The following is a 20,544-nucleotide window of genomic DNA, read 5'->3' as shown; positions in this document are numbered from 1 at the left end:
GGTGCCTCCCGTCAGAACCAAACTCAGTTGGACTCGGCTGCGGTGGTTGCCTCGTTGGTCGGGTCGACCAACGTCGCGGCGGCCGCACCGGGAGGCCCAGCCGGGGCCACGACCCGTGCGCGCTTGCGACGGGGACGGCGAGCAGGCGCGCTGTCCGCCGGAGCCTCGGCCACGACGATCGGCAGGCTGTCGGCTTCGGGCGCGGCGGCCGGAGCGGCCACCGCAGGCGCCTCGACCGGCAACTCGTCGGCCTTCTCCTCACCGGTGCCGACCGCTGCGGCGTGTGCGGCAGCCGCGATCTGAGCCGCCGTACGACCGTTGGAGTCGACCTTCTCGGTCGCCTCCTCCTTGTCGGCAGGCTTGCTGGACTGACCGCCGCCCTGGTTGCCCTGGCCACCGCCACCCTTGTTGCGCTTGCCCTTGCCGCCGCCACCGCTGGAGCTGCCGCCGTTGCTGCTGCCGCCCTTGTCGACCGGGTGGTCGTGCACGATGATGCCGCGGCCTCCGCAGTGCTCGCAGGGCTCGGAGAAGATCTCAATCAGGCCGGTGCCGACCCGCTTGCGGGTCATCTGCACGAGGCCGAGCGAGGTGACCTCGGCGACCTGGTGCTTGGTGCGGTCGCGCCCGAGGCACTCCAGCAGGCGGCGGACCACGAGGTCGCGATTGGACTCCAGGACCATGTCGATGAAGTCGACGACGATGATGCCGCCGATGTCGCGCAGCCGCATCTGGCGGACGATCTCCTCGGCCGCCTCGATGTTGTTCTTGGTGACGGTCTCCTCGAGGTTGCCCCCGGAGCCGATGAACTTGCCGGTGTTGACGTCGATGACGGTCATCGCCTCGGTGCGGTCGATGACCAGTGAGCCACCGGAGGGCAGCCAGACCTTGCGGTCCATCGCCTTGGCCAGCTGCTCGTCGACGCGGTTGACGCTGAAGACGTCCTTCTCACCGGTCCACTTCTGGAGGCGGTCGGCGAGGTCAGGAGCCACCGAGCTGACGTAGTCGCTCACCTGCTCCCAGGCCTGGTTGCCCGAGACGATCAGCTTGGCGAAGTCCTCGTTGAACACGTCGCGGATGACGCGGACGGTCAGGTCGGGCTCGCCGTGCACCAGCGAGGGCGCCGAGGCGGTCTGGGACGTCTTCTGGATCTTCTCCCAGATCTTCGTCAGTCGCTCGACGTCGGCCTTCAGCTCGGCCTCGCTCGCGCCCTCAGCAGCGGTGCGCACGATGACACCGGCGTCCTCGGGGACGACTTCCTTGAGGATCTTCTTCAGACGGGCCCGCTCGGTGTCGGGCAGCTTGCGCGAGATGCCGGTCATCGAGTTGCCCGGTACGTAGACCAGGTAGCGACCCGGCAGGGAGATCTGCGACGTGAGCCGCGCACCCTTGTGGCCGATTGGGTCCTTGGTCACCTGCACCAGGACGCTCTCACCGGATTTCAGCGCGTGCTCGATGCGCTTGGGCTGACCCTCCAGGCCGGCCGCATCCCAGTTGACCTCACCGGCGTACAGGACCGCGTTGCGGCCACGGCCGATGTCGACGAACGCCGCCTCCATGCTGGGCAGGACGTTCTGGACTCGACCGAGGTAGACGTTGCCGGCCATCGAGGCCTGCTGGCTCTCGCGGGAGACGTAGTGCTCGACGAGCACGCCGTCCTCGAGCACACCGATCTGGGTACGGCCCTCGCTCTCGCGCACGACCATCTGACGCTCGACGCTCTCGCGCCGGGCGAGGAACTCAGCCTCGGTGATCACGGTGCGGCGACGACCGGCCTCGCGTCCCTCGCGGCGACGCTGCTTCTTGGCCTCAAGACGGGTGGAGCCCTTGATCGAGGTGACCTCGTCGCGACCCTTGCGCGGCTCACGGACCTTGGTCACGGTGCCGGGCGGGTCTTCGCCCTCGGGTGCGCTGGTGCCGCTACGGCGACGACGGCGCGTACGACGACGGCTGGTGCCGGACTCATCGGAGTCGCCCTGACTGTCGTCCTCAGGCCCGGCGTCGGACTCCTCGGACTGCTGGGAGTCCTGCTCGGCGTCCTTCTTGGCGTTCTTGGTGCGGCCGCCACCCTTGCCGGACGTGTTGCCGGCCTGCTGGCTCTCGGACGGGGTGTCCTCGGAGTCGGTGTCCTGACCGTCCCGCTCGTCACGGTCGTCGCGCGCAGTGCCACGCCGACCGCGTCCGCCGCGGCGCCGACGCCGCGGGCCCTGGCCGGACTCGTCATCGGCCGAGGAGTCGTCGTCGCGAGGACCGGAGTCCGCACTCTCGATCGAGTCGTCCTCGTCATCGGTCTCGTCGTCGTCCTCCAGGACGACCTGGGCCTGACGGCGCGGCACGCGCTGCTCGAGATCAGGAGCCTGGAAGAGGAGTCCGAACGCCGAGGCGCCCATGGGGGCCTCCGCCGCACTCGTGTCCTCAGGCGTCGTCTCGGTCGGCGCGTCCTGCTTGGACTCGTTGGCGGCAGCCTCGTCCGGCTGCGTGGTCTGTTCGTCCGTCTCGGACTGGTCAGAAAAGTCGAGGGTCAAAGCCCCTCCTCCCGTCAGCACACGGGCGGCCCACAGCGCGAGCCGGGTGGCTCGACGCGCCCGCGTGGTGCGGTGATACGCCGCCGCTGTCGCGGGATCGCGACGGACGGAAGTCGTCTGCTACGACGAGGGGGCTCGCGGCTTGCGCGTCACCGGAACCTCGGCGCCGATCAGCTCAGGTCGGCGGCTTCGCCAGAAAGCGTCAGCCACCCACGCGGTGCGGGCAGCCAGATGCTGGCGCGCTCGCGGTCGGAACGTGATCGGGGCACACAGGCACTGTGGAACTCTGTGCGACCGTCAGCCAGTATCGCACACACTGAAATGTCAATCGATTTCCAATGGGTCCGACACGGCCGTGTCGTCGACCAATGGACCCTGCCGCAACCTGGTGACCAGTGGCGTCCGGTCGAGCTCGAGATCGCCCACCTGACGCAGCCCGGAGAGCACATCATCCGGGCGCACGGTCGGCGTGGTGTGCCGCAGCACGAGGGTGAGTCGCGCACCCGAGGCGGCCCCCGGCGTACGGTCACCTTCGGTCACGACAGCGGACAGGACTGCCTCGCGCATGTCGAACGTCCGTGGCCCGTTCTTCATCATCCGGGTGACCTCGACCCGTTCCCGGGACAGCAACGCCTCGACTGCCGACCCGACCACCGCGGTGTCCACGCCGGCGAAGTCCAGCCGCCACTCACTGCCCTGCAACCGGTCGGCCAACGAGCCCGCCTCGGCCTCACGAACGACCAGCACGTCGAGCCCGGTCGGCAGGGCAGCATCGAGCGCGTCCCGAACATCGTCGGGGTCGCGACGCTCACGCAGCTGGATCTCGAAGTACTCGGCCTCGCTCGCGGTGCCCGTCGGCGCCGCGTTGGCATAGCTGATCTTGGGATGGGGGTGGAAGCCGGCCGAGAACGCCATCGGAACCTGCGCCCGGCGCAGCGCGCGCTCCAGCGCACGCTGGAAGTCGCGGGTGGAGGAGAACCGCAGCCGGCCACGCTTGGCGTACTGCACGCGCAGCTTCTGGACTGCTGGGTCGGGGGCTGGACCCTCTGGAACACGCTTGGCCATGAGCATGGAGAGTACGGCCTGCCCGATCCGCGCTCTGAGCCTCGCCCGCCAGACTCGTCAGCCCGCTGACGGCGGGGCGGCGGCAACCGCGGCGGACATGTCGGCCAGCACCGATCCCGATCCGTCCGGACGGGCCACGCCGAGATGGATCTCGCGCAGCTCGTCCATGAAGGCAGCCCAGACACTCGGGCCACCCTCGGTCAGCAGCTCGGCCCGTACGCGTAGCTCGGGTGTGGTGGGTCGGTGCGCGACGCCCCATGTCCCGAGCTGGGCGAAGACCGGGACGAGCTGGATCGCGGACTCGGTCAGGCTGTACGCCGCACGACTGCCGCGGCCGGCGTCTTCCCTCGTCAGCAACCCACCGTCGACCAGCCGGCGCAGCCGATCGGCGAGGATGTTGGAGGCGATGCCCTCCAGGGAGCCGGCCTGCAGCTCGCGGAAGTGCCGGCGGTTGCCGAACATGATGTCGCGCAGCACGAGGAGCGACCAACGATCGCCGAAGGCCTCGACGGCGGCGTTGATCGGGCAGCCCGAACGCGGTGCGGTGGTCATCGACCCTCCCTCTTTCTGCTTGCAAACTACCACCACTATGGCTAGCCTGCGATGAGGTGCTTGTGATCAGCAAGTGGTGAGTCGGGAGGCGCGAGTCGACGTGAGCGACCTGGCCGACCGCGTACAGATCGCCCTCGAGGAGATGGTCCGCTCGGGCGCAGAGACCGGACTTCAGGTGTGCGTCATCCAGCACGGCACCGTCGTCGTCGAGGCGACAGCGGGCACGGCCGATATCGAGACCAATGCAGCCGTCCGGCCGGACACGCTCTTCTGGATCGGCTCGGCTGCCAAGGCGGTGATGGCCTCCGTGGTCCACGTCCTGTCCGAGCGCGGCGTCGTCCACTACGACAAGCCGATCGCCGAGGTCTGGCCGGAGTTCGCCACCCATGGCAAGTCCGCGGTCACCGTCCGACACGCGCTGCTGCACACGGCCGGAGTCCCCGGCCTTCCCTCTGGCACCACGGCGACCGACCTGACCGACTGGGACCGGATGTGCACCGCCCTCGCCGACCAGTCACCGTGGTGGCCGCCTGGCTCGGCGCTGGGCTACCACGCCCACACCTACGGCTTCCTGCTCGGCGAGACCGTGCGGCGCATCACGGGGCGGACCGCGTCCGCAGCACTACGGGACGCGATCAGCGACCCGCTGGACATGACCGACGAGCTGTACTTCGGCGTACCGCAGGAGGCGCTGCCTCGCGTCGCGCGCCAGGTGCTGCTCGCCGATGACGAGCCATCGCCGCCCCCTCCACCGGGATCGCCGATCGGGCGCGCCATGCCGTTCGTGCCCGATCCGGACACCGTTAACCGCGTCGACGTGCTGACCGCCGATATCCCTTCACAGGGCGTCGCCTCGGCCCGCGCGCTGGCCCGGATGTACGCCGGGCTGCTCGGGCACGTACGAGGCGTGGACCTGGTCTCGGACGGGCGTCGACGAGACTTGGCCGAGGTGCACTACCGCGGTCGCGACGTCGTGATGGACATGCCGACCGAGCTTGGCTTCGGCTACAGCCTCGCCAGACCCGCACTCGGGGCTCGCCCGGGCAGCACGTTCGGCATGCTCGGGATGAACGGCTGCGTCGGGTACGCCGACATCGACAGCGGGGTGGCCGTGGCCGTCCTGCGCAACAGGTTCGCCGGTGGGTTCGCTGCCGCGCAGACCATCGACCGGCTCGTCGCGGCCGCGACGAGCCCTGAGCGAGAGGACCGATCGTGACGACTCCACAGACCGAGCTGGACCAACGCTTCAGCGAGGCAGACACCAGCGCGACGCCATGGGAGACGACCCGGGGCGAGCTCGATCAGGCTCAGCTGTTCTGGGTGGTCACGGTCCGCGCGGACGGCCGACCACACGTGAGCCCGCTGGTGGCGGTCCTGCTCGACGACACGATGTACTTCACCACCGGCCCGACCGAGCAGAAGGACATCAACCTGCAGGCCAACCCGCACGTCATTCTGCTCACCGGGTCCAACGACTGGCAGTCCGGCTTGGACGTGGTGGTCGAAGGCGAGGCCACGCTGGTGACCGACCCCGCCGCGCTGACCCGGCTCGCCGAGCTGTGGGCCCAGAAGTGGGACGGTACCTGGCAGTACGAGGTCGTCGACGGTGAGTTCAGGCAGGCGGGTCGCGATGAGCGGTCCACGGTCTACAGCGTCCCGATCCGCAAGGCCCTGGCCTTCGGCAAGGGCCCGTTCACCCACACCCGCCACCGCTTCGCGTGAGGCGCTCGCGTCAGGCCGAGGTGAGATAGGTCCGCCGATAGGCCGAGGGCGGCAGTCCGACGGACGCCCGGAACTGGGCACGGAAGGACGCGGACGTGCCGAAGCCGCAGTCAGCGGCGACGCGATCCACCGACCAGCTCGTCGTCTCCAGCAGGTGTCGAGCGTGCTCGACCCGGCGGCGGAGCACCCACTCCCCCGCACTCTCACCGGTCTCCTCCCGAAAACGTCGGGTGAAGGTGCGAACGCTCATCTCCGAACGTCGGGCGAGCACGGGCAACGACAGATCCTCGGCGAGATGCTCCAGCGCCCAGGCCCGGGTCGCTGCGGTGCCACCCTCGGTCGGCGCCGGCACTGGCCGGTCGATGAACTGTGCCTGCCCGCCGTCCCGCCATGGCGCCACGACGCATCCGCGCGCGACGCGGTTGGCGGCCTCAGTGCCGAGATCACGACGAATCACGTGTAGTAGCAAGTCAATTCCCGCAGCGTTGCCCGCCGAGGTGAGCACGTCGCCGTTGTCGATGAACAGGACCTCCGGGTCGAGGTCGATGTGCGGGAACAGCCGCCGGAAGGCGTCCGCGTGGATCCAGTGCGTGGTTGCCTGACCGTGGTCGAGCTTGCCGAGCGCGGCGAGCACGAAGGCTCCGGTGCAGATCGACAACCATCGCGCGCTATCTGGCACGAGAGCGAGCGCCTCGCGGATCGGCGCGTCCAGTTTTCCGTTCTCCATCACTTCGTGCCACGGCATGCCGACGAGGACGACCGTGTCGGCGGTTGCCAGCGCCTCGCGCGAGTGGCTCGGCAATACCTGGTAGCCGGCGGAGGTCGTGATCGGACCGTCGTCCACGGTGCACATCGCGACGTCGTACGGCGGCTCACCGGTCGGGTTCGACGGCCACCCGGGCAGCAGGCTCGACGTGGCGAAGAATCGGTGCGGGAGTCCGAGCTCGAAGGCCACCGCGCCCTCGAGCGCGAGGACGACGACCCGATGCGTCGGAGCCTGGACGGGGCGCAGTGTCTCCATGGCCGGATTCTTGCACATGTTGGCTTTCAGGCCACTGGCTCAGCGTCGACCGGCCCACCAGGCTGGGTCGCGTGACTCTCAGCCCCACGCCGTCAGCCGTGAGCCGCCGCATCCACCCTGCCTGGTGGATCGCCGGCGTGACGTTCCTGACCATCATCGGCGCAGCCGGCTTCCGATCGACGCCGGGCGTCCTCATGGATCCGCTGCACGAGGAGTTCGGCTGGCCGCACGGCGTGATCGGCGCGGCCGTGTCCGTCAACCTGCTGCTGTTCGGCCTGACTGCGCCCTTCTCCGCTGCCCTCATGGAGCGGTTCGGCGTCCGTCGTGTCGTCACCGGTGCGCTGCTGCTGGTCAGCGTCGGCTCATTGCTCCCGGTCTGGATGACCCACTCGTGGCAGCTCATCCTGTGCTGGGGCGTGCTGGTCGGGCTGGGCACCGGCTCGATGTCGATGGCGATGGTCGCGACCATCACCAGTCGATGGTTCGTCGCCCGCCGCGGCCTGGTCTCCGGGATCCTGACCGCCGCCGGCGCCACCGGGCAGCTCATCTTCCTGCCCGTGCTCGCCCATCTCGCGGACGCCAAAGGCTGGCGGTGGGCGGCCGTGCTGACCGCGGGAGTTGCGCTGCTCGTCGTACCTCTCGTGCTCTGGCGGATGCGTGACCACCCGGGCGCGATGGGCACGACCGCGTACGGCGCTCCTGCAGGTACGCCAGTGGCGGCGCCTCCTGCGCCGACCACCGGCATCGCGACGCTCGCGCTGCGCACCCTGCGCGATGCCGCGAAGGAACCGATCTTCTGGCTCCTGGCAGCGACGTTCGCAGTGTGCGGCGCCAGTACGAACGGCCTGGTGGGCACGCACTTCATCCCGGCCGCCCACGACCACGGCATGGCTGCGCCTGCGGCGGCGAGCCTGCTGGCCCTCATCGGGATCTTCGACGTCGTCGGGACGATCTTCTCGGGCTGGCTGACGGACCGGATGAGCTCGGGCGCGCTGCTCGCGGCGTACTACGGGCTGCGCGGACTGTCGTTGTTCCTGCTGCCGACGCTGTTCGCGGCCAACGTCCATCCGAGCATGTTCGTCTTCATCCTGTTCTACGGCCTGGACTGGGTCGCGACCGTGCCGCCGACGATGGCGCTGTGCCGGCAGTTCTTCGGCGACCGCGCACCGATCGTCTTCGGGTGGGTGTTCGCCTCCCACCAGATCGGGGCCGCGATCGCCGCCGTGCTCGCGGGCGTCGTACGCGACCGCCTCGGCAACTACGACCTGGCCTGGTACGTCTCGGGTGCGTTGTGCCTGCTGGCAGCCGGGTTGTGCCTCCTGATGGTGGGCGGGCGCCAGCAGCCGTCCACGGCAGAGGACCGGGACGAGGTTGCGGACGCTGTGACCCAGGTCTGAGGCCAGGCTGCAGCCGTCCACCTCCGGTCGTAGCCCGGTCCGGCCCGCGGGCGGACGACTCGAGGGGGCGATCTCGACAGCCTGGGTTCATGACCACTGCGATGCCGTATCCCGCTCCCCCACAGGCCCACCTCGTGACCGGACTGATGGGCGCCAACCTGACCAAGTCGTACGCCTCCGCTCAGGAGAGTCCGCCCGCGCTGCGGGGCGTCACCGTCGTCGTCCAACCGGGTGAGGCGGTCGCCGTCATGGGCCCGTCCGGCTCGGGCAAGACGACGCTGCTGCACCTGCTCGCCGGAGTCCTGCAGCCGGACGGCGGCCAGGTCTCCCTCGACGGAGCCGATGTGAGTGGCGCCTCCGACGCCGAGCGCACCCGCCTGCGCCGGGAGACCTTCGGCTTCGTCTTCCAGTCGGGACAGCTGCTCCCGGAGCTGCCGGCGATCGAGAACGTCGCGCTCCCCCTCATGCTCGGAGGTACGCCCCGCCGGGATGCCGAGGATCGTGCCGGCGCCCTGTTCGCCCCGCTCGGTCTCGCCGGCCTGGAGCGACGCCGGCCAGGTGAGCTCTCGGGCGGCCAGGCTCAGCGCGTCGCCATCGCGCGATCGCTCGTCGGACAGCCTCGCGTCGTCTTCGCCGACGAGCCGACCGGCGCGCTTGACCAGCGCACCGGCGCCGAGGTCATGCAGCACCTCACCGGCCTGACCCATCAGCTGGGTGCCTCGCTCGTGCTCGTGACCCACGACGCCGGCGTCGCCGCCTGGTGCCACCGCACCATCACGATGCGCGACGGTCAGATCATCGGGGAGGAGCGGCGATGAGCGAGTCACCCACGCTGGCTGCCATCAGAGTCGGCCGTCGCGCCGAACGCCTCACCCAGGGCACCAATGCGTTGCCGAACCGCCTGGCCGTCCTCGCCTTCGCAGTGACCAGCGCAGCGCTGCTCATCACGGTCGCAGGCGTCCACGCGTTCTCTGTGCGACACCCAGACCCCAACGACTTCAACGGCCAGACCTACGTCCTCCTCGCCTACTGCGCGGCCGGGATGCTCGTGGCGCCCGTCCTCACCCTCGGCGGTGTGGCTGCTCGCCTGACGGTCGGCCGTCGTGACCAGCGGCTAGCGGCGCTTCGCCTCGTCGGCGCCACGCGCAGCCAGGTCAGCACGATCACTGTCGCGGAGTCCGGACGTCTGGCGCTGTGGGGTGCGCTCACCGGCGTCGGGCTGTACGCCGCGCTGGTGCCCCTGCTCTCGCGAATCCCCTTCGAGGGCCGTGCGTTCGAGATCTCCGAGCTGATCGTGCCGTGGTGGTGGCTGCCCCTGGACGTCCTCGCCGTCGTCAACCTCGCGGTGGTGTCGGGACTCGTCGGCCTACGACGGGTCGCCATCAGCCCTCTCGGCGTGGCTGCCCGACAGACGCCGCCTCGCCTGAGCGTGGTGCGGGTCCTCGGCACGATCGGAGCGGTCGTCGTCTGGATGTCGGTCGGGAGCGGGCTGGGTCAGATGGGCGCCGCGGTCGTCATGGTGCTGCTCGCCGGCATCGTTGCGGTGATCAACGTCATCGGACCGTTCGTGATGATGCTGCTCGGCCGGCTCGTGGCGCGACTCGCACGCGGCCCGCAGACGCTGCTGGCCGCCCGTCGGATCGTCGACGACCCGCGCGCTGCATGGCGTTCTGTCGGGGCGCTGGGTCTCGGCATCATCGTCGCCGGAGTCGGCGGCACCCTTGCCGACACGCCCAGCGCAGATGGCGAGTCGCCATTCCTCGGTGAGGACATGCGTACCGGAGCGTTCGTGACGCTGGCCATCATCGCGGTCATCGCGGCGACCTCGACCGGAGTGGTCCAGGCGGCCCGAGTGATCGACCGGCGGCGCGAGCTGCGCGGCATGGCGCTCGCCGGCGCCGACCCGGAGCTGCTGGTCGCCACGTCCCGGCGAGAGACGACGCTGCCGCTCATCCTGACGGTGGTCATCGCCGGATCGATGACCGCGCTGATCATCCTTCCGACGATCGCCACCGTGGGTGCTGCGACGGTGGCCTGGACCGTGGTGGCCGTTGTCGTCAGCGCTCTGGTCATGGTCGCAGCCGTACGCCTCACCGGACCGCTCGTCCGTGAGGCGGCCCGGGGCTGAGTGCGGCCGCTGGCCGGACAGGCGCGCGCTCGCCCTGGCCGGTCGGCGCCAGATCGATGCGTACGACCAGCAGGTCAGAACCCAGCACCTGAACCTGCATCGCGTTGAACGCCCGCAACGGATGCCAGGCCGAGAGGCGCCGCTGGACCTGGGCCGGATCGAGCTCGGGATGCAGTGTCGCCCAGCCCTCCACCCAGCGGAACCGCCAACCGACTCGCATCCGTAGCCGCACCCGCGGATCGGACCTGACGTTGCGCACATAGCCCGCCCGCTCGCCGTGCTCGGCAACCACCCAGAAGACGTCACCCACCCGACCGTTGCCCACCGGCGTACGACGTGGTCGACCCGTCACCCGGCCGCGGGTCTCGATGAGCGCATAGCCGAGAGGCATGAGACCGAGGTGCAGCAGCAGACGCACCGGCGGGTTGACGACGTACTTCTGGAGAGCCCGCACGAGGTGCCACTTCACACGCGGAAATGCAAGCGTCACAACGACATTCACGACAAGAACCAGCGTGTAGACCAGCGGAGTGGCCGAACCTCCGCCGAAGGCCACGAGCTGAAACCACTGAAGCGCGGCCATCACAGTCGACGCGATCAGCAGTGGCACGACCGCGCGCCGTGCGGAGTGCGCTCTTCCCATACGTTTGTATTGTCCCATACGTATGTATGGTAGGCGCGTGACTGCAGACCGGACACCTACCAAGGTCGACACCCGGACCCGACTTGCGGATGCCGTACTCCACGTCATCGCCGATCGAGGACTCGAGCACGCCAGCGTGCGCGAGGTCGCCACCGCCGCACGCATGTCCATCGGCGCGGTTCAGCACCACTTCCCCACCAAGGACGACATGCTCGTCGCGGCGTTCGAGCAGGTGATCGCGGCGACCGAGGCCCGACTTGCGGCCGTCCGGCTGGGCGAGGACGTACGACGGAACCTCACCGCGGTGCTGCGCCAGCTGCTGCCCCTCGACGCGACCCGGGAGGCGGAGGTACGGGTCTACCTCGCCTTCGCAGCCCGAGCGGCAACCTCCAACCAGCTCGCTCAGGTGCAGCAGGACCTCCAAGGGCGGTTGCTCGACGGGCTCACCGAAGCCCTGCAGCGCGCCCGGTCTGCTGGACGCGGCCCTGCCGCCGGCCCTCCGCTCAACCCTCGAGCCGACGCCGAGCTGCTGCTCGCCGTGGCCGACGGGTTGGCCTTCGATGTGGTGAGCAATCCGATCGGTGCCGACCCGGGGCGAGCGTCGCGGCTGCTCGACCGATACCTGGCTCGGCTGCTCCCCTGAGGGGTCAGACCACCGACAGGGGCAGGAGCTTCTTGCCGGTCGGCCCGACCTGGATCTCGGTGTTCATCTGCGGGCAGACGCCGCAGTCGAAGCACGGCGTCCAGCGGCAGTCCTCGACCTCGGTCTCATCGAGCGAGTCCTGCCAGTCCTCCCAGAGCCAGTCCTTGTCGAGGCCCGAGTCGAGGTGGTCCCAGGGCAGCACCTCGGACTCGCCGCGCTCACGCGTGGTGTACCAAGCGACATCGACCGTCTCGCCGGCGAACGCGGCATCCGCAGCGCGCATCCAGCGGTCGTAGGAGAAGTGCTCGCTCCAGCCGTCGAAGCGGGCCCCCTCGCGCCAGACCGTCTCGATCACCCGGCCCACCCGGCGGTCACCGCGGGACAGCAGGCCTTCGACGATGCCGGGCTCGCCGTCGTGGTAGCGCAGCCCGATCGCCGATCCGTAGCGCTTGTCGGAGCGCAGCGCGTCCTTGAGCTTCTGGAGCCGCTCGTCTGTCTCCTCCGCGCCCAGCTGGGCGCACCACTGGAACGGAGTGTGCGGCTTGGGCACGAACCCGCCGATGGACACGGTGCAGCGAATGTCCCTGCGGCCACTGACCTTTCGGCCAGTATCGATGACGCGCTTGGCGAGATCGGCGATCCGAAGGACGTCCTCGTCGGTCTCCGTCGGCAGGCCGCACATGAAGTAGAGCTTCACCTGCCGCCAGCCCGCGCCGTATGCCGCCGCCACCGTCCGGATGAGGTCGTCCTCGGAGACCATCTTGTTGATGACCTTGCGGATGCGCTCCGAGCCACCCTCGGGGGCGAACGTCAGACCAGAGCGGCGGCCGTTGCGGGTGAGCTCGTTGGCCAGGTCGATGTTGAAGGCGTCGACCCGCGTCGACGGCAGCGACAGACCGGTCTGCGTGCCTTCGTAGCGATCGGCCAGACCCTTGGTGACCTCGGCGATCTCGGAGTGGTCCGCCGACGACAGCGACAGCAGGCCGACCTCCTCGAATCCCGTTGCGGCCAAACCCTTCTCGACCATCTCGCCGATGCCGGTGATCGAACGCTCACGCACCGGGCGGGTGATCATGCCGGCCTGGCAGAAGCGGCAGCCACGAGTGCAGCCACGGAAGATCTCGACCGACATCCGCTCGTGTACCGACTCGGCCAGCGGCACCAGAGGCTGCTTCGGGTAAGGCCACTCGTCCAGGTCCATGACGGTGTGCTTGGACACCCGCCACGGCACCCCGGCAGCGTCGGCACTCGGCGCGACGCGCTGGATGCGGCCGTCCGGCAGGTAAGCGACGTCGTACAGCGACGGCACATAGACCCCTCCGGTGCGTGCCAGGCGGAGCAACAGCTCAGCTCGACCGCCCGGTCGGCCCTCGGACTTCCAGGCCTTGATCAGCTCAGTGATCGTCAGGACGGCCTGCTCACCGTCGCCGATGACGGCTGCGTCGATGAAGTCGGCGATCGGCTCGGGATTGAAGGCGGCGTGACCGCCGGCGAGCACGATCGGGTCCTCATCGGTGCGGTCCACGGCGTGCAGAGGGATGCCGCCGAGATCGAGCGCGGTCAGCATGTTGGTGTAGCCGAGCTCGGTCGAGAACGACATACCGAGCACGTCGAAGTCACGGATGCTGCGGTGGCCGTCGACGGTGAACTGGGCGACACCCGCAGTCCGCATGGCCTGTTCCATGTCGGGCCAGACGGCGTACGTTCTCTCAGCCAACGCATCGTCGCGCTCGTTGAGGACTTCGTAGAGGATCATGACGCCCTGGTTGGGTACGCCGACCTCGTAGGCATCGGGGTACATCAGTGCCCAGCGGGTCGTCAGCTCCTGGCCGTCGGGACCGTAGCCCCCGCACTGCCAGTCCTTGACGGTGCTGTTGAGCTCGCCGCCGACGTACTGGATCGGTTTGCTCACCGACTCCAGCAGCGGTTCGAGCTCATGGAACAGCGACTCTCCGGGCATGCCTGCAAGGGTACGGCCGACAACGAACGCTGCCGAATCCTCGGACTCAGCGTTCTGCAGCGAGACCACCCGCGAAGCCCAGCATCACCAGACCCGTGCCGGCATCGACCAGTCGCCGCACCCTGCTACGACGGAGCCATCGGCCCGCGGCGTCAGCGGCGAGGACGACGACGACCAGGACCACCGAACCGATCGCCATGAGCGTGAACGCGTACGCCACGAGGACCGACCAGCCCGCGTCCGAGCCGACGAACTGCGGCAGCACCGCAAGGTTGAACATCAGCACCTTGGGATTGGTGATGTTGCACAGGAAGCCCTGCCGGATCACCACCCACCGGCCGCCGACTGCACGACGTTCTGATGCCTCCCAGCCCGGCCCATGACGCCGACAGGCAGCACGCAGGGCACTGATGCCGAGGTAGAGCAGGTACAGCACGCCCGCCCATCTCACGACCAAGAACACCTGCTCGGCACGGACCAGCAGCGCGCTCAGTCCCGTCGCGACCAACAAACCCTGCACGGCGCTCGCCGCGCTGATCCCGAGGAGGGTGGCGAAGCCCCGTGCACGTCCGCCGACGACGGTATTGCGCAGCGTCAGCAGCGAGTCGGGACCGGGCGCGAGCGCCAGCATCGCGGCGAACGCGACGAAGGCGAGGTACTGGCTCATACGACCAGGCTAGATCTCGCCCCCGTCACGGCTCCAGCGAGTTTGCGACGTGAACCTCGTCAGTCGGTGTAGAGCGAGTCGAGCTCGGCCTGGTACTTGCCTGTCACGACCTTGCGCTTGAGCTTGAGGCTCGGCGTGATCTCGCCGTCCTCGACCGTCAGGTCGCGCGGCAGGATGATGAAGCGCTTGATCTGCTCCCAGCGGTTGAGCTTGCTGTTGAGCTCGTCGATGTGGCCCTGCACCATCTCGCGGCAGGCGTCCGAGGACACGATCGTCTGGTAGTCGGCGCCCTTCAGATCGTGGTGCTCGCCCCACTCCTTGATGCTCTCCTCGTCCAGCGTCACCAGAGCTGAGACGAACTTGCGCCCGTCGCCCTCGATCACCAGCTGCGAGGCGTAGGGGCAGATGCCCTTGAAGAGGGACTCGATGACGCTCGGCGCGACGTACTTGCCGTTGGAGGTCTTGAAGAGGTCCTTCTTGCGGTCGGTGATCTTGAGGTGACCGGTCGGCAGCTGCTCACCGATGTCACCGGTGTGCAACCAGCCGTCCTTGAGCGTCTCCGCCGTGGCGTCGTCGAGCCCGCGGTAGCCCTGCATCACGCCGGGGCCCTTGATGAGGATCTCGCCGTCCTCGGCGATCTTGACCTCGGTGCCGGGCAGCGGCCAGCCCACGGTGCCGATCTTGTTGGCGCCTGGGTAAGGACGGTTGACGAACGACGCGGCGCTCGTCTCGGTCATGCCGTAGCCCTCCATGATCGGCAGGCCCATGGCGTCGAACCACCGCGCCACATCGGGGTTGAGCGCCGCCGAGCCGGAGATGAAGAAGCGCACGCGTCCACCGAAGCGGTCGCGGATCTTGCCCAGGACCAGCTTGTCGGCCACGGAGTACTTGATGCCGAGCAGACCGCCAGGCTTCTTGCCGTCATCGCGGACCGTGGATGCCTCGGTGGCCACCCCGCTGGCCCAGTCGAACATCTTGGCCTTCACGCCGCCCTCGTCGGCCATCATCGTGGTGATGCGGCCGTAGACCTTCTCGAAGATGCGGGGGGCGGCACCCATCCAGGTCGGCTTGATGACCGGCAGGTTGTCGATGATCTTGTCGACCCGACCGTCGATCGCGGTGGGGAAACCGATCTGCAGCGGCAGGGTCAGCAGCACCTTGCCGAAGACGTGCGCGAGCGGCAGCCACAGGAACTGCAGGTCGTCCCGGTCCAGCAGGTGGGCCGAGTCGACGGCGGCAGCCTCGTAGGTCCAGGCCGCGTGCGCCAGGCGTACGCCCTTGGGCCGCCCGGTCGTGCCGGAGGTGTAGATGAGGGTGCTGAGGTCATCGGCCTGGATGCCCTCGATCCGCTCCTCGAGCACCTCAGGCTGCTCGGTCAGCAGAGTGGCGCCGAGCTCCTCAAGGTCCGCGAGCGTGATGACCCAGTCCCCATCGGCCTCACCGTCGAACGTCACGACCTTGATCACGTCGGGGGCCTGGTCACGTCCCGCGCGCAGGCTCTCGAGCTGAGCGTCGCCCTCGGCAAAGACGACCCGGCTGCCGGAGTCACTGACGATGTGCATCACGTCTTCGGCCGTGCTCGTCGGGTAGATCGTGGTGGTCGCGCCCGCAGCGAGCATCACACCGAGGTCGGTGAGCGCCCACTCGAGGCGAGTGCTCGCCGCGATGGCTGCTCGGTCCTGCGGCTGCAGACCCAACGAGACCAGCCCGGCTGCGATACGGCGTACGCGCTCGTCGACCTGTGCCCAGGTCAGCCAGTGCCACTCCTCGCCCACGGGATGACCGAAGGCCTTCTCGTCGGGTGACTTGGCCACCCGGTCGACGAACAAGTGGGCGACGGACCGCGCGCGGCCGTCGATCACGGACTGATCGTGCTGCTCGTCCTTGAGCGACATCACCATGGGAACTCTCCTGCGTGGTCGGTCCGGCTGGCGTAAGCATGCCAGCCGCCATGCCCTTGTTACTACGTGGTCACCAAAACGGTGTCTGACCTTCGTCAGGAAGGCTGCAGCAGGGTCCTGGCCGTGTCCACATCGCGAGCAATCTGCTCAACGAGGTCCTCGATCGACTCGAACCGGTCGTTGCCGCGCAGCCGCTGGATGAACTCCACACTCACCCGCTCGCCGTAGAGCTCGAGGTCGTCGCGATCCAGGACGTACGCCTCCACGGTGCGGGCCACGTTGTCGAACGTCGGGTTGGTGCCCACCGAGATGGCGGCCGGCATCCGGTGCTCCAGATCGGTCTCGGCCAGGCCGTGGCGGACCAGCCACCCGGCGTAGACCCCGTCGCCGGGCACCAGACCGCTGGAGTCCTGAGAGAGGTTGGCCGTCGGAAAGCCCAGCTCGCGACCGCGCTGCAGGCCCTTGACGACGGTGCCGGACACGTGGTGCGGGCGGCCGAGGATCTGAGTCGCACGGGTCACGTCGCCGTCGGCGATCAGCGCGCGGACCTCGGTCGAGGACCAGCGGTGGTCGGTGCCGACGTCCTCGAGGGTCATCACCTCGAAGCCGTACTGCTCGCCGAGCTCACGCAACGTGGTGATGTCGCCGGAGTTCTTGACCCCGAAGCGGGTGTCCTTGCCGACGATCACGGCCACCGCCTGCAACCCGTCCACGAAGGTGCTCTTGACGAACTCCTCCGGCGTCTGCGCTGCGAGCTCACGGGTGAACGGCATCAGCAGCACCGCGTCGAGACCGGTCTGCTCCAGGAGGTCGAGCCGGTCCGCCGTGCTGGTGATGACAGCCGGTGCCCGGTCGGGATACAAGACGGCCAACGGATGCGGGTCGAAGGTCACGGCGACAGCCTTCGCACCTCGGCTGCGAGCCTGCTCGACCACTGCCGAGAGGACCGACGCGTGGCCACGGTGGACCCCGTCGAAGTTGCCCAGCGTGACGACAGTGGGCCCGAAGCTGTCGGGGACCTCGGACAGGTCGGTCAGGCGGAGCACGGCGGCCACTCTACTGGCGTCGTACGGCACATGAGCGGGCACCTCAGGTGGGCTCGGCCACAGGAAACACAACGTGCGAGCGGGCCAGCCGGTCGGACTCGTCGAGGATGGCGACCAGGTCCTCGCCGGAGACCGCGGCGACGACGTCGCGATGCGCGGTGCCTGCCGGCAGCCGCTTGCCGTGCCGCAGATCCACGGCCTCGGACTCGCTGACCTCGCGAACGTCCATCTGGTTGCGGGCGGCCTGCGCCATCGGGATGACCGGCAGCGGCACACCGGCGTCCACCTGCTCGATCAACGCGTCGAGGCTGTGTGCCTCCTCGATCCCGAACCGACCCACACTCGTGCGGCGAAGCGCCGTGAGATGGCCGCCGACACCGAGCGCGGCGCCGAGGTCCCGCGCCAGAGCTCGCACGTAAGTGCCCGAGCTGACCTCGACCTCGACGTCCAGGTCGAGGACTCGTAGGCCCTCCAGGTCGATCCACCTCTCGGCCAGGAGATCGAAGCGATGCACTGTGACCGGACGCGCCGGCAGGTCCACATCCTCGCCCTCACGAGCCCGGGTGTAGGAGCGCACGCCCTTGATCTTGATCGCACTGACCGCGCTGGGTACCTGCTCGATCGGCCCGGTGAGCCGATCGATCTCGGTGACCACGGCGGCCGGGTCGACATCACGGACATCGGCGGTCCTGGTGACCTCGCCCTCGGCGTCGTCGGTGAGCGTGGCCTGCCCGAGCCGGATCGTCGCGGTGTAGGTCTTGTCGCAACCCACCAGGAACGTCAGCAGCTTGGTGGCGCGGTTGAGGCCGAGCACGAGCACGCCGGTAGCCATCGGGTCCAACGTCCCGGCGTGCCCGACCCGGCGGGTGCCGGCCAGACGCCGAGTGCGTGCGACGACGTCATGGCTGGTCCAGCCCGCCGGCTTGTCGACGATCAACAGCCCGTCGTTGACTTGTTTGGCCGAGTCCTCGGTCATTCGGGCGCGCTGCCAGCCTCGTGACTGAGTCCTTGCGCCGCGCCTCCTCCTCCGGTCGGCGTCGCAGGCTCGGCCTCGTCGTCGTCGTCGGCAGGCTTGCGGTAGGGGTCGGCATCACCGGCGAAGGTCGCACCGGAGGCGGCCTGGGCCAGCTCGGCGTCCCGCTCGCGGGCGGTGCGCAACGCGTCCTCGAGGTGCGCAGCACCCTCCGGGATCGCGTCGGGGATGAACTCCAGCGACGGGGTCAGCCGGATCCCGAGACCCTTGCCGACCGCCGACCGGATGCGTCCCTTGTGCTCCTCGAGCACCGCCGCTGTGGCAGCCCGCTCGTCGTCGTCACCGAACACGGTGTAGAAGACCGAGGCGTGCTGGAGGTCACCGGTGACGCGTACGTCGGTCACCGTGACGAAGCCGAGCCGCTCGTCCTTCAGACGGAACTCGAGGTACTTGGCCACGAGTGCCTTGATTCGCTCAGCGACCTTGCGGGCACGTGCCGGGTCGGCCATGGCTCCTCCTGCGTTCGATTGGGCTCCAGCGCCTGTCAACACTAGGCGATCTGCGACGACCCGACGTCCACGCCAGTCGCGGCGTGGACGTAGGTGCCCTCAGGTCTTGCGCGCCACGATGATGTCACGGTCGATCGATGCATCCACACGGTGGCGGAAGCGTTGGTCATCGGGATCACCGACAACATCGAGACCGTGCTCCACCAGCAGATCGGCGAGAGCGCCAGGTTTGGCGACGTGCCTGTTGTACGACATACCGACCGCCCCGCCCGTGCGCAGCACCCGGACCCACTCCGGGAGCGCAGCATCCAGCAGTGCCAACGGGTTTCGGGCGATACGGTCACCGTGGGAGCCATGCTGGACGCCGTACGGGGTGTCGGTCACCACGACGTCGAACGTCGCGGCGCGCAGGAGGCCGGCGAGGTCGGTGGTGTCGGTGCCGAGGTAGGTCACCCGCTGGGTGGCCTTCGCCTTGAAGGCTTCCTTGGTCGGTGCCGCCTCGATGTCCAGGCGACGGCCACGCAGCTGGCCACCGGTACGGAGGGCGCCCGCCTCGACGGTGTGCTTGAACCGGTGCTGTCGCAGCCAGGTCTTGATGAACGTCTCGTACGACTCCAGGTCCTTCTTGTCGATGTCGACGCCGGTCACATCCAGGCCGTACGTCATCGCGACGTTGAGGGTCGTACCGCGGCCACACATCGGGTCCAGGACGTCGAGCGAGCCGTCCAGCAGGCGCTGGGGCCGGGCCGTTGCGGCTGCCGTGACGTTGAGGAGCAGCCGGGTGAGCTGCTCGTTGGTCTTGCCGGGGTACTTCTGGATGGTGAGCAGGTCGCTCGGATAGGTGTCGACGCGATCCAGCGCGACTGGGCGCAACAGCTCGCCTTCTCGCTCGAACAGCGCGTGCACTGCCGACAGGTTGGACAGCGCACGCACGCCGGACGGACCGAGGTCGTCCGCTCGGACGCTGAGGTAGGCGACGCCCGCGATCTCCGTGGCCTCGACCTCGACCTCGCTATCAATGAATCCCGTTGCCAGGCAACGAATCTCGGCGACCATCAATTGGGGGGCGACGTCGGCGTACACCCGGTTGGCGGACGGCGAGACGAGGACGAGCAGCTCGGTCATCCGAGGATTGTCGCAGCCCGCTCAGGCCGCGTAGGCAAGCAGGAACGTCTCGACGCCGACCTTGACCACCCGGCGCACGACGGTGACCGGGGCCGGCTTCGTGCCGAACTCGCTGATGTCGTCGAGCTCGGTACGCGCCAGGGCGATCAGCTGCTTGGCTGCGAGCACCGGGTCCGGGACCGTGAGGTGTCCCGCGTTGCCCAGCATCGCGAGCCGGCCCGCGAGCGCCTCGATCACCGGGTCGTGAGCTGACTCTCGCAGCACGGTGAAGATCTCAGGGTCGCGCCCGACCTCGGCATTGGCGATCCGCGCGAGGGAGGCGGCGCACTCGGTGTGCCACGCGACGACGAGGTCGGTCGTTGCCCCAACCAGGGACGCACGCCACTTCTTGGGAGTCACATCGATCGCCTGCACGGCGCGCACGGCGTCCTCGGTCGTCTGGCGCGCAACCTCGCCGACCCAGATGCGGAACAGCTGCTCCTTGCCACCGAAGTGGCTGTAGATCGTCGGCTTCGACACCTGGGCCGCCTTGGCGATCGCGTCAACGCTTGAGCGCTCGTAGCCGTGCTCAGCGAAGACCGGCCCTGCAGCGTCGAGGATGCGCTGTCGACGGTCGGTGACGAGTCGAGGCCGTGCCGGTGCGGTACTCATGGTTTGCATCGTACGGCAC

The 20,544-nt window shown here is 68.9% G+C and carries 19 protein-coding genes; 6 read left to right on the top strand and 13 right to left on the bottom strand.

Features of this window, described 5'->3' with window-relative positions:
- Nucleotides 1-23 precede the first annotated feature (23 nt).
- From VV02_RS12440 to VV02_RS12430, 3 genes are all read right to left on the bottom strand, one after another.
- Nucleotides 24-2,522, bottom strand: a complete 2,499-nt coding sequence (locus VV02_RS12440; protein WP_052591840.1) for an Rne/Rng family ribonuclease — start codon at nucleotides 2,520-2,522, stop codon at nucleotides 24-26.
- Nucleotides 2,523-2,846: 324 nt separating this feature from the next.
- On the bottom strand, nucleotides 2,847-3,587 hold the full coding sequence (locus VV02_RS12435) for a TIGR03936 family radical SAM-associated protein (protein WP_052596927.1): 741 nt from the start codon (nucleotides 3,585-3,587) through the stop codon (nucleotides 2,847-2,849).
- A gap of 57 nt (nucleotides 3,588-3,644) precedes the next feature.
- The gene (locus VV02_RS12430; protein ID WP_052591839.1) at nucleotides 3,645-4,139 is read right to left on the bottom strand and encodes a winged helix-turn-helix transcriptional regulator; all 495 of its coding nucleotides are present in this window, start codon (nucleotides 4,137-4,139) and stop codon (nucleotides 3,645-3,647) included.
- Nucleotides 4,140-4,239: 100 nt separating this feature from the next.
- Here VV02_RS12430 and VV02_RS12425 point away from each other — a divergent pair, with 100 nt between their 5' ends.
- Both VV02_RS12425 and VV02_RS12420 read left to right on the top strand, forming a co-directional pair.
- The gene (locus tag VV02_RS12425; RefSeq protein WP_052596925.1) at nucleotides 4,240-5,355 is read left to right on the top strand and encodes a serine hydrolase domain-containing protein; all 1,116 of its coding nucleotides are present in this window, start codon (nucleotides 4,240-4,242) and stop codon (nucleotides 5,353-5,355) included.
- Nucleotides 5,352-5,861, top strand: a complete 510-nt coding sequence (locus VV02_RS12420; protein ID WP_052591838.1) for a pyridoxamine 5'-phosphate oxidase family protein — start codon at nucleotides 5,352-5,354, stop codon at nucleotides 5,859-5,861. Before VV02_RS12425 ends, VV02_RS12420 begins: the two co-directional genes overlap by 4 nt.
- Nucleotides 5,862-5,871: 10 nt before the next feature.
- Here VV02_RS12420 and VV02_RS12415 read toward each other — a convergent pair whose 3' ends face one another.
- Entirely contained in the window at nucleotides 5,872-6,882 is a 1,011-nt protein-coding gene (locus tag VV02_RS12415) for a GlxA family transcriptional regulator (protein ID WP_157063391.1), read from the bottom strand.
- Between the two features lie 71 nt (nucleotides 6,883-6,953).
- Between VV02_RS12415 and VV02_RS12410 the strand changes: the two genes are divergently transcribed.
- From VV02_RS12410 to VV02_RS12400, 3 genes are all read left to right on the top strand, one after another.
- Nucleotides 6,954-8,279 carry an MFS transporter gene (locus VV02_RS12410; RefSeq protein ID WP_245633062.1) on the top strand — a complete coding sequence of 442 codons (1,326 nt, stop codon included), beginning with the start codon at nucleotides 6,954-6,956 and terminating at the stop codon, nucleotides 8,277-8,279.
- Nucleotides 8,280-8,368: 89 nt separating this feature from the next.
- Nucleotides 8,369-9,097, top strand: a complete 729-nt coding sequence (locus tag VV02_RS12405; RefSeq protein ID WP_425412268.1) for an ABC transporter ATP-binding protein — start codon at nucleotides 8,369-8,371, stop codon at nucleotides 9,095-9,097.
- On the top strand, nucleotides 9,094-10,407 hold the full coding sequence (locus tag VV02_RS12400) for an FtsX-like permease family protein (RefSeq protein WP_052591837.1): 1,314 nt from the start codon (nucleotides 9,094-9,096) through the stop codon (nucleotides 10,405-10,407). The genes VV02_RS12405 and VV02_RS12400 overlap by 4 nt, the downstream gene beginning before the upstream one ends.
- Here the strand turns inward: VV02_RS12400 and VV02_RS12395 are convergent.
- Nucleotides 10,370-11,050 carry a nitroreductase/quinone reductase family protein gene (locus VV02_RS12395; protein ID WP_218917406.1) on the bottom strand — a complete coding sequence of 227 codons (681 nt, stop codon included), beginning with the start codon at nucleotides 11,048-11,050 and terminating at the stop codon, nucleotides 10,370-10,372. The two genes, VV02_RS12400 and VV02_RS12395, sit on opposite strands and share 38 nt — an antisense overlap.
- 37 nt (nucleotides 11,051-11,087) lie before the next feature.
- On the opposite strand from VV02_RS12395, the gene VV02_RS12390 reads away from it, so the two are divergent.
- Nucleotides 11,088-11,693: a TetR/AcrR family transcriptional regulator gene (locus tag VV02_RS12390; protein WP_052591836.1), complete on the top strand. Its 606-nt coding sequence runs from the start codon at nucleotides 11,088-11,090 to the stop codon at nucleotides 11,691-11,693.
- A gap of 4 nt (nucleotides 11,694-11,697) precedes the next feature.
- Here the strand turns inward: VV02_RS12390 and VV02_RS12385 are convergent, their stop codons facing one another.
- From VV02_RS12385 to VV02_RS12350, 8 genes are all read right to left on the bottom strand, one after another.
- Nucleotides 11,698-13,653: a TIGR03960 family B12-binding radical SAM protein gene (locus VV02_RS12385; protein WP_052596913.1), complete on the bottom strand. Its 1,956-nt coding sequence runs from the start codon at nucleotides 13,651-13,653 to the stop codon at nucleotides 11,698-11,700.
- A gap of 46 nt (nucleotides 13,654-13,699) precedes the next feature.
- A complete protein-coding gene (locus VV02_RS12380) occupies nucleotides 13,700-14,320 on the bottom strand; it encodes a LysE family translocator (protein ID WP_052591835.1) in 621 nt (206 codons plus the stop codon).
- 59 nt (nucleotides 14,321-14,379) lie between these two features.
- Complete coding sequence (locus VV02_RS12375) at nucleotides 14,380-16,221, bottom strand: AMP-dependent synthetase/ligase (RefSeq protein ID WP_052591834.1); 1,842 nt, start codon at nucleotides 16,219-16,221, stop codon at nucleotides 14,380-14,382.
- Nucleotides 16,222-16,316: 95 nt separating this feature from the next.
- A complete protein-coding gene (locus tag VV02_RS12370; protein WP_052596911.1) occupies nucleotides 16,317-17,267 on the bottom strand; it encodes a bifunctional riboflavin kinase/FAD synthetase in 951 nt (316 codons plus the stop codon).
- Between the two features lie 43 nt (nucleotides 17,268-17,310).
- The gene (truB, locus tag VV02_RS12365) at nucleotides 17,311-18,243 is read right to left on the bottom strand and encodes a tRNA pseudouridine(55) synthase TruB (protein ID WP_052591833.1); all 933 of its coding nucleotides are present in this window, start codon (nucleotides 18,241-18,243) and stop codon (nucleotides 17,311-17,313) included.
- Entirely contained in the window at nucleotides 18,240-18,749 is a 510-nt protein-coding gene (rbfA, locus tag VV02_RS12360; RefSeq protein WP_052591832.1) for a 30S ribosome-binding factor RbfA, read from the bottom strand. Before rbfA ends, truB begins: the two co-directional genes overlap by 4 nt.
- A 99-nt stretch (nucleotides 18,750-18,848) precedes the next feature.
- Entirely contained in the window at nucleotides 18,849-19,874 is a 1,026-nt protein-coding gene (locus VV02_RS12355) for a TRM11 family SAM-dependent methyltransferase (RefSeq protein WP_052591831.1), read from the bottom strand.
- Between the two features lie 21 nt (nucleotides 19,875-19,895).
- The gene (locus tag VV02_RS12350; RefSeq protein WP_052591830.1) at nucleotides 19,896-20,525 is read right to left on the bottom strand and encodes a TetR/AcrR family transcriptional regulator; all 630 of its coding nucleotides are present in this window, start codon (nucleotides 20,523-20,525) and stop codon (nucleotides 19,896-19,898) included.
- Nucleotides 20,526-20,544 lie beyond the last annotated feature (19 nt).

Origin of the sequence: Luteipulveratus mongoliensis (genome assembly GCF_001190945.1) — a bacterium.
GTDB classification, from domain to species: domain Bacteria; phylum Actinomycetota; class Actinomycetes; order Actinomycetales; family Dermatophilaceae; genus Luteipulveratus; species Luteipulveratus mongoliensis.
This window is presented reverse-complemented; position numbering and strand designations above follow the sequence as displayed.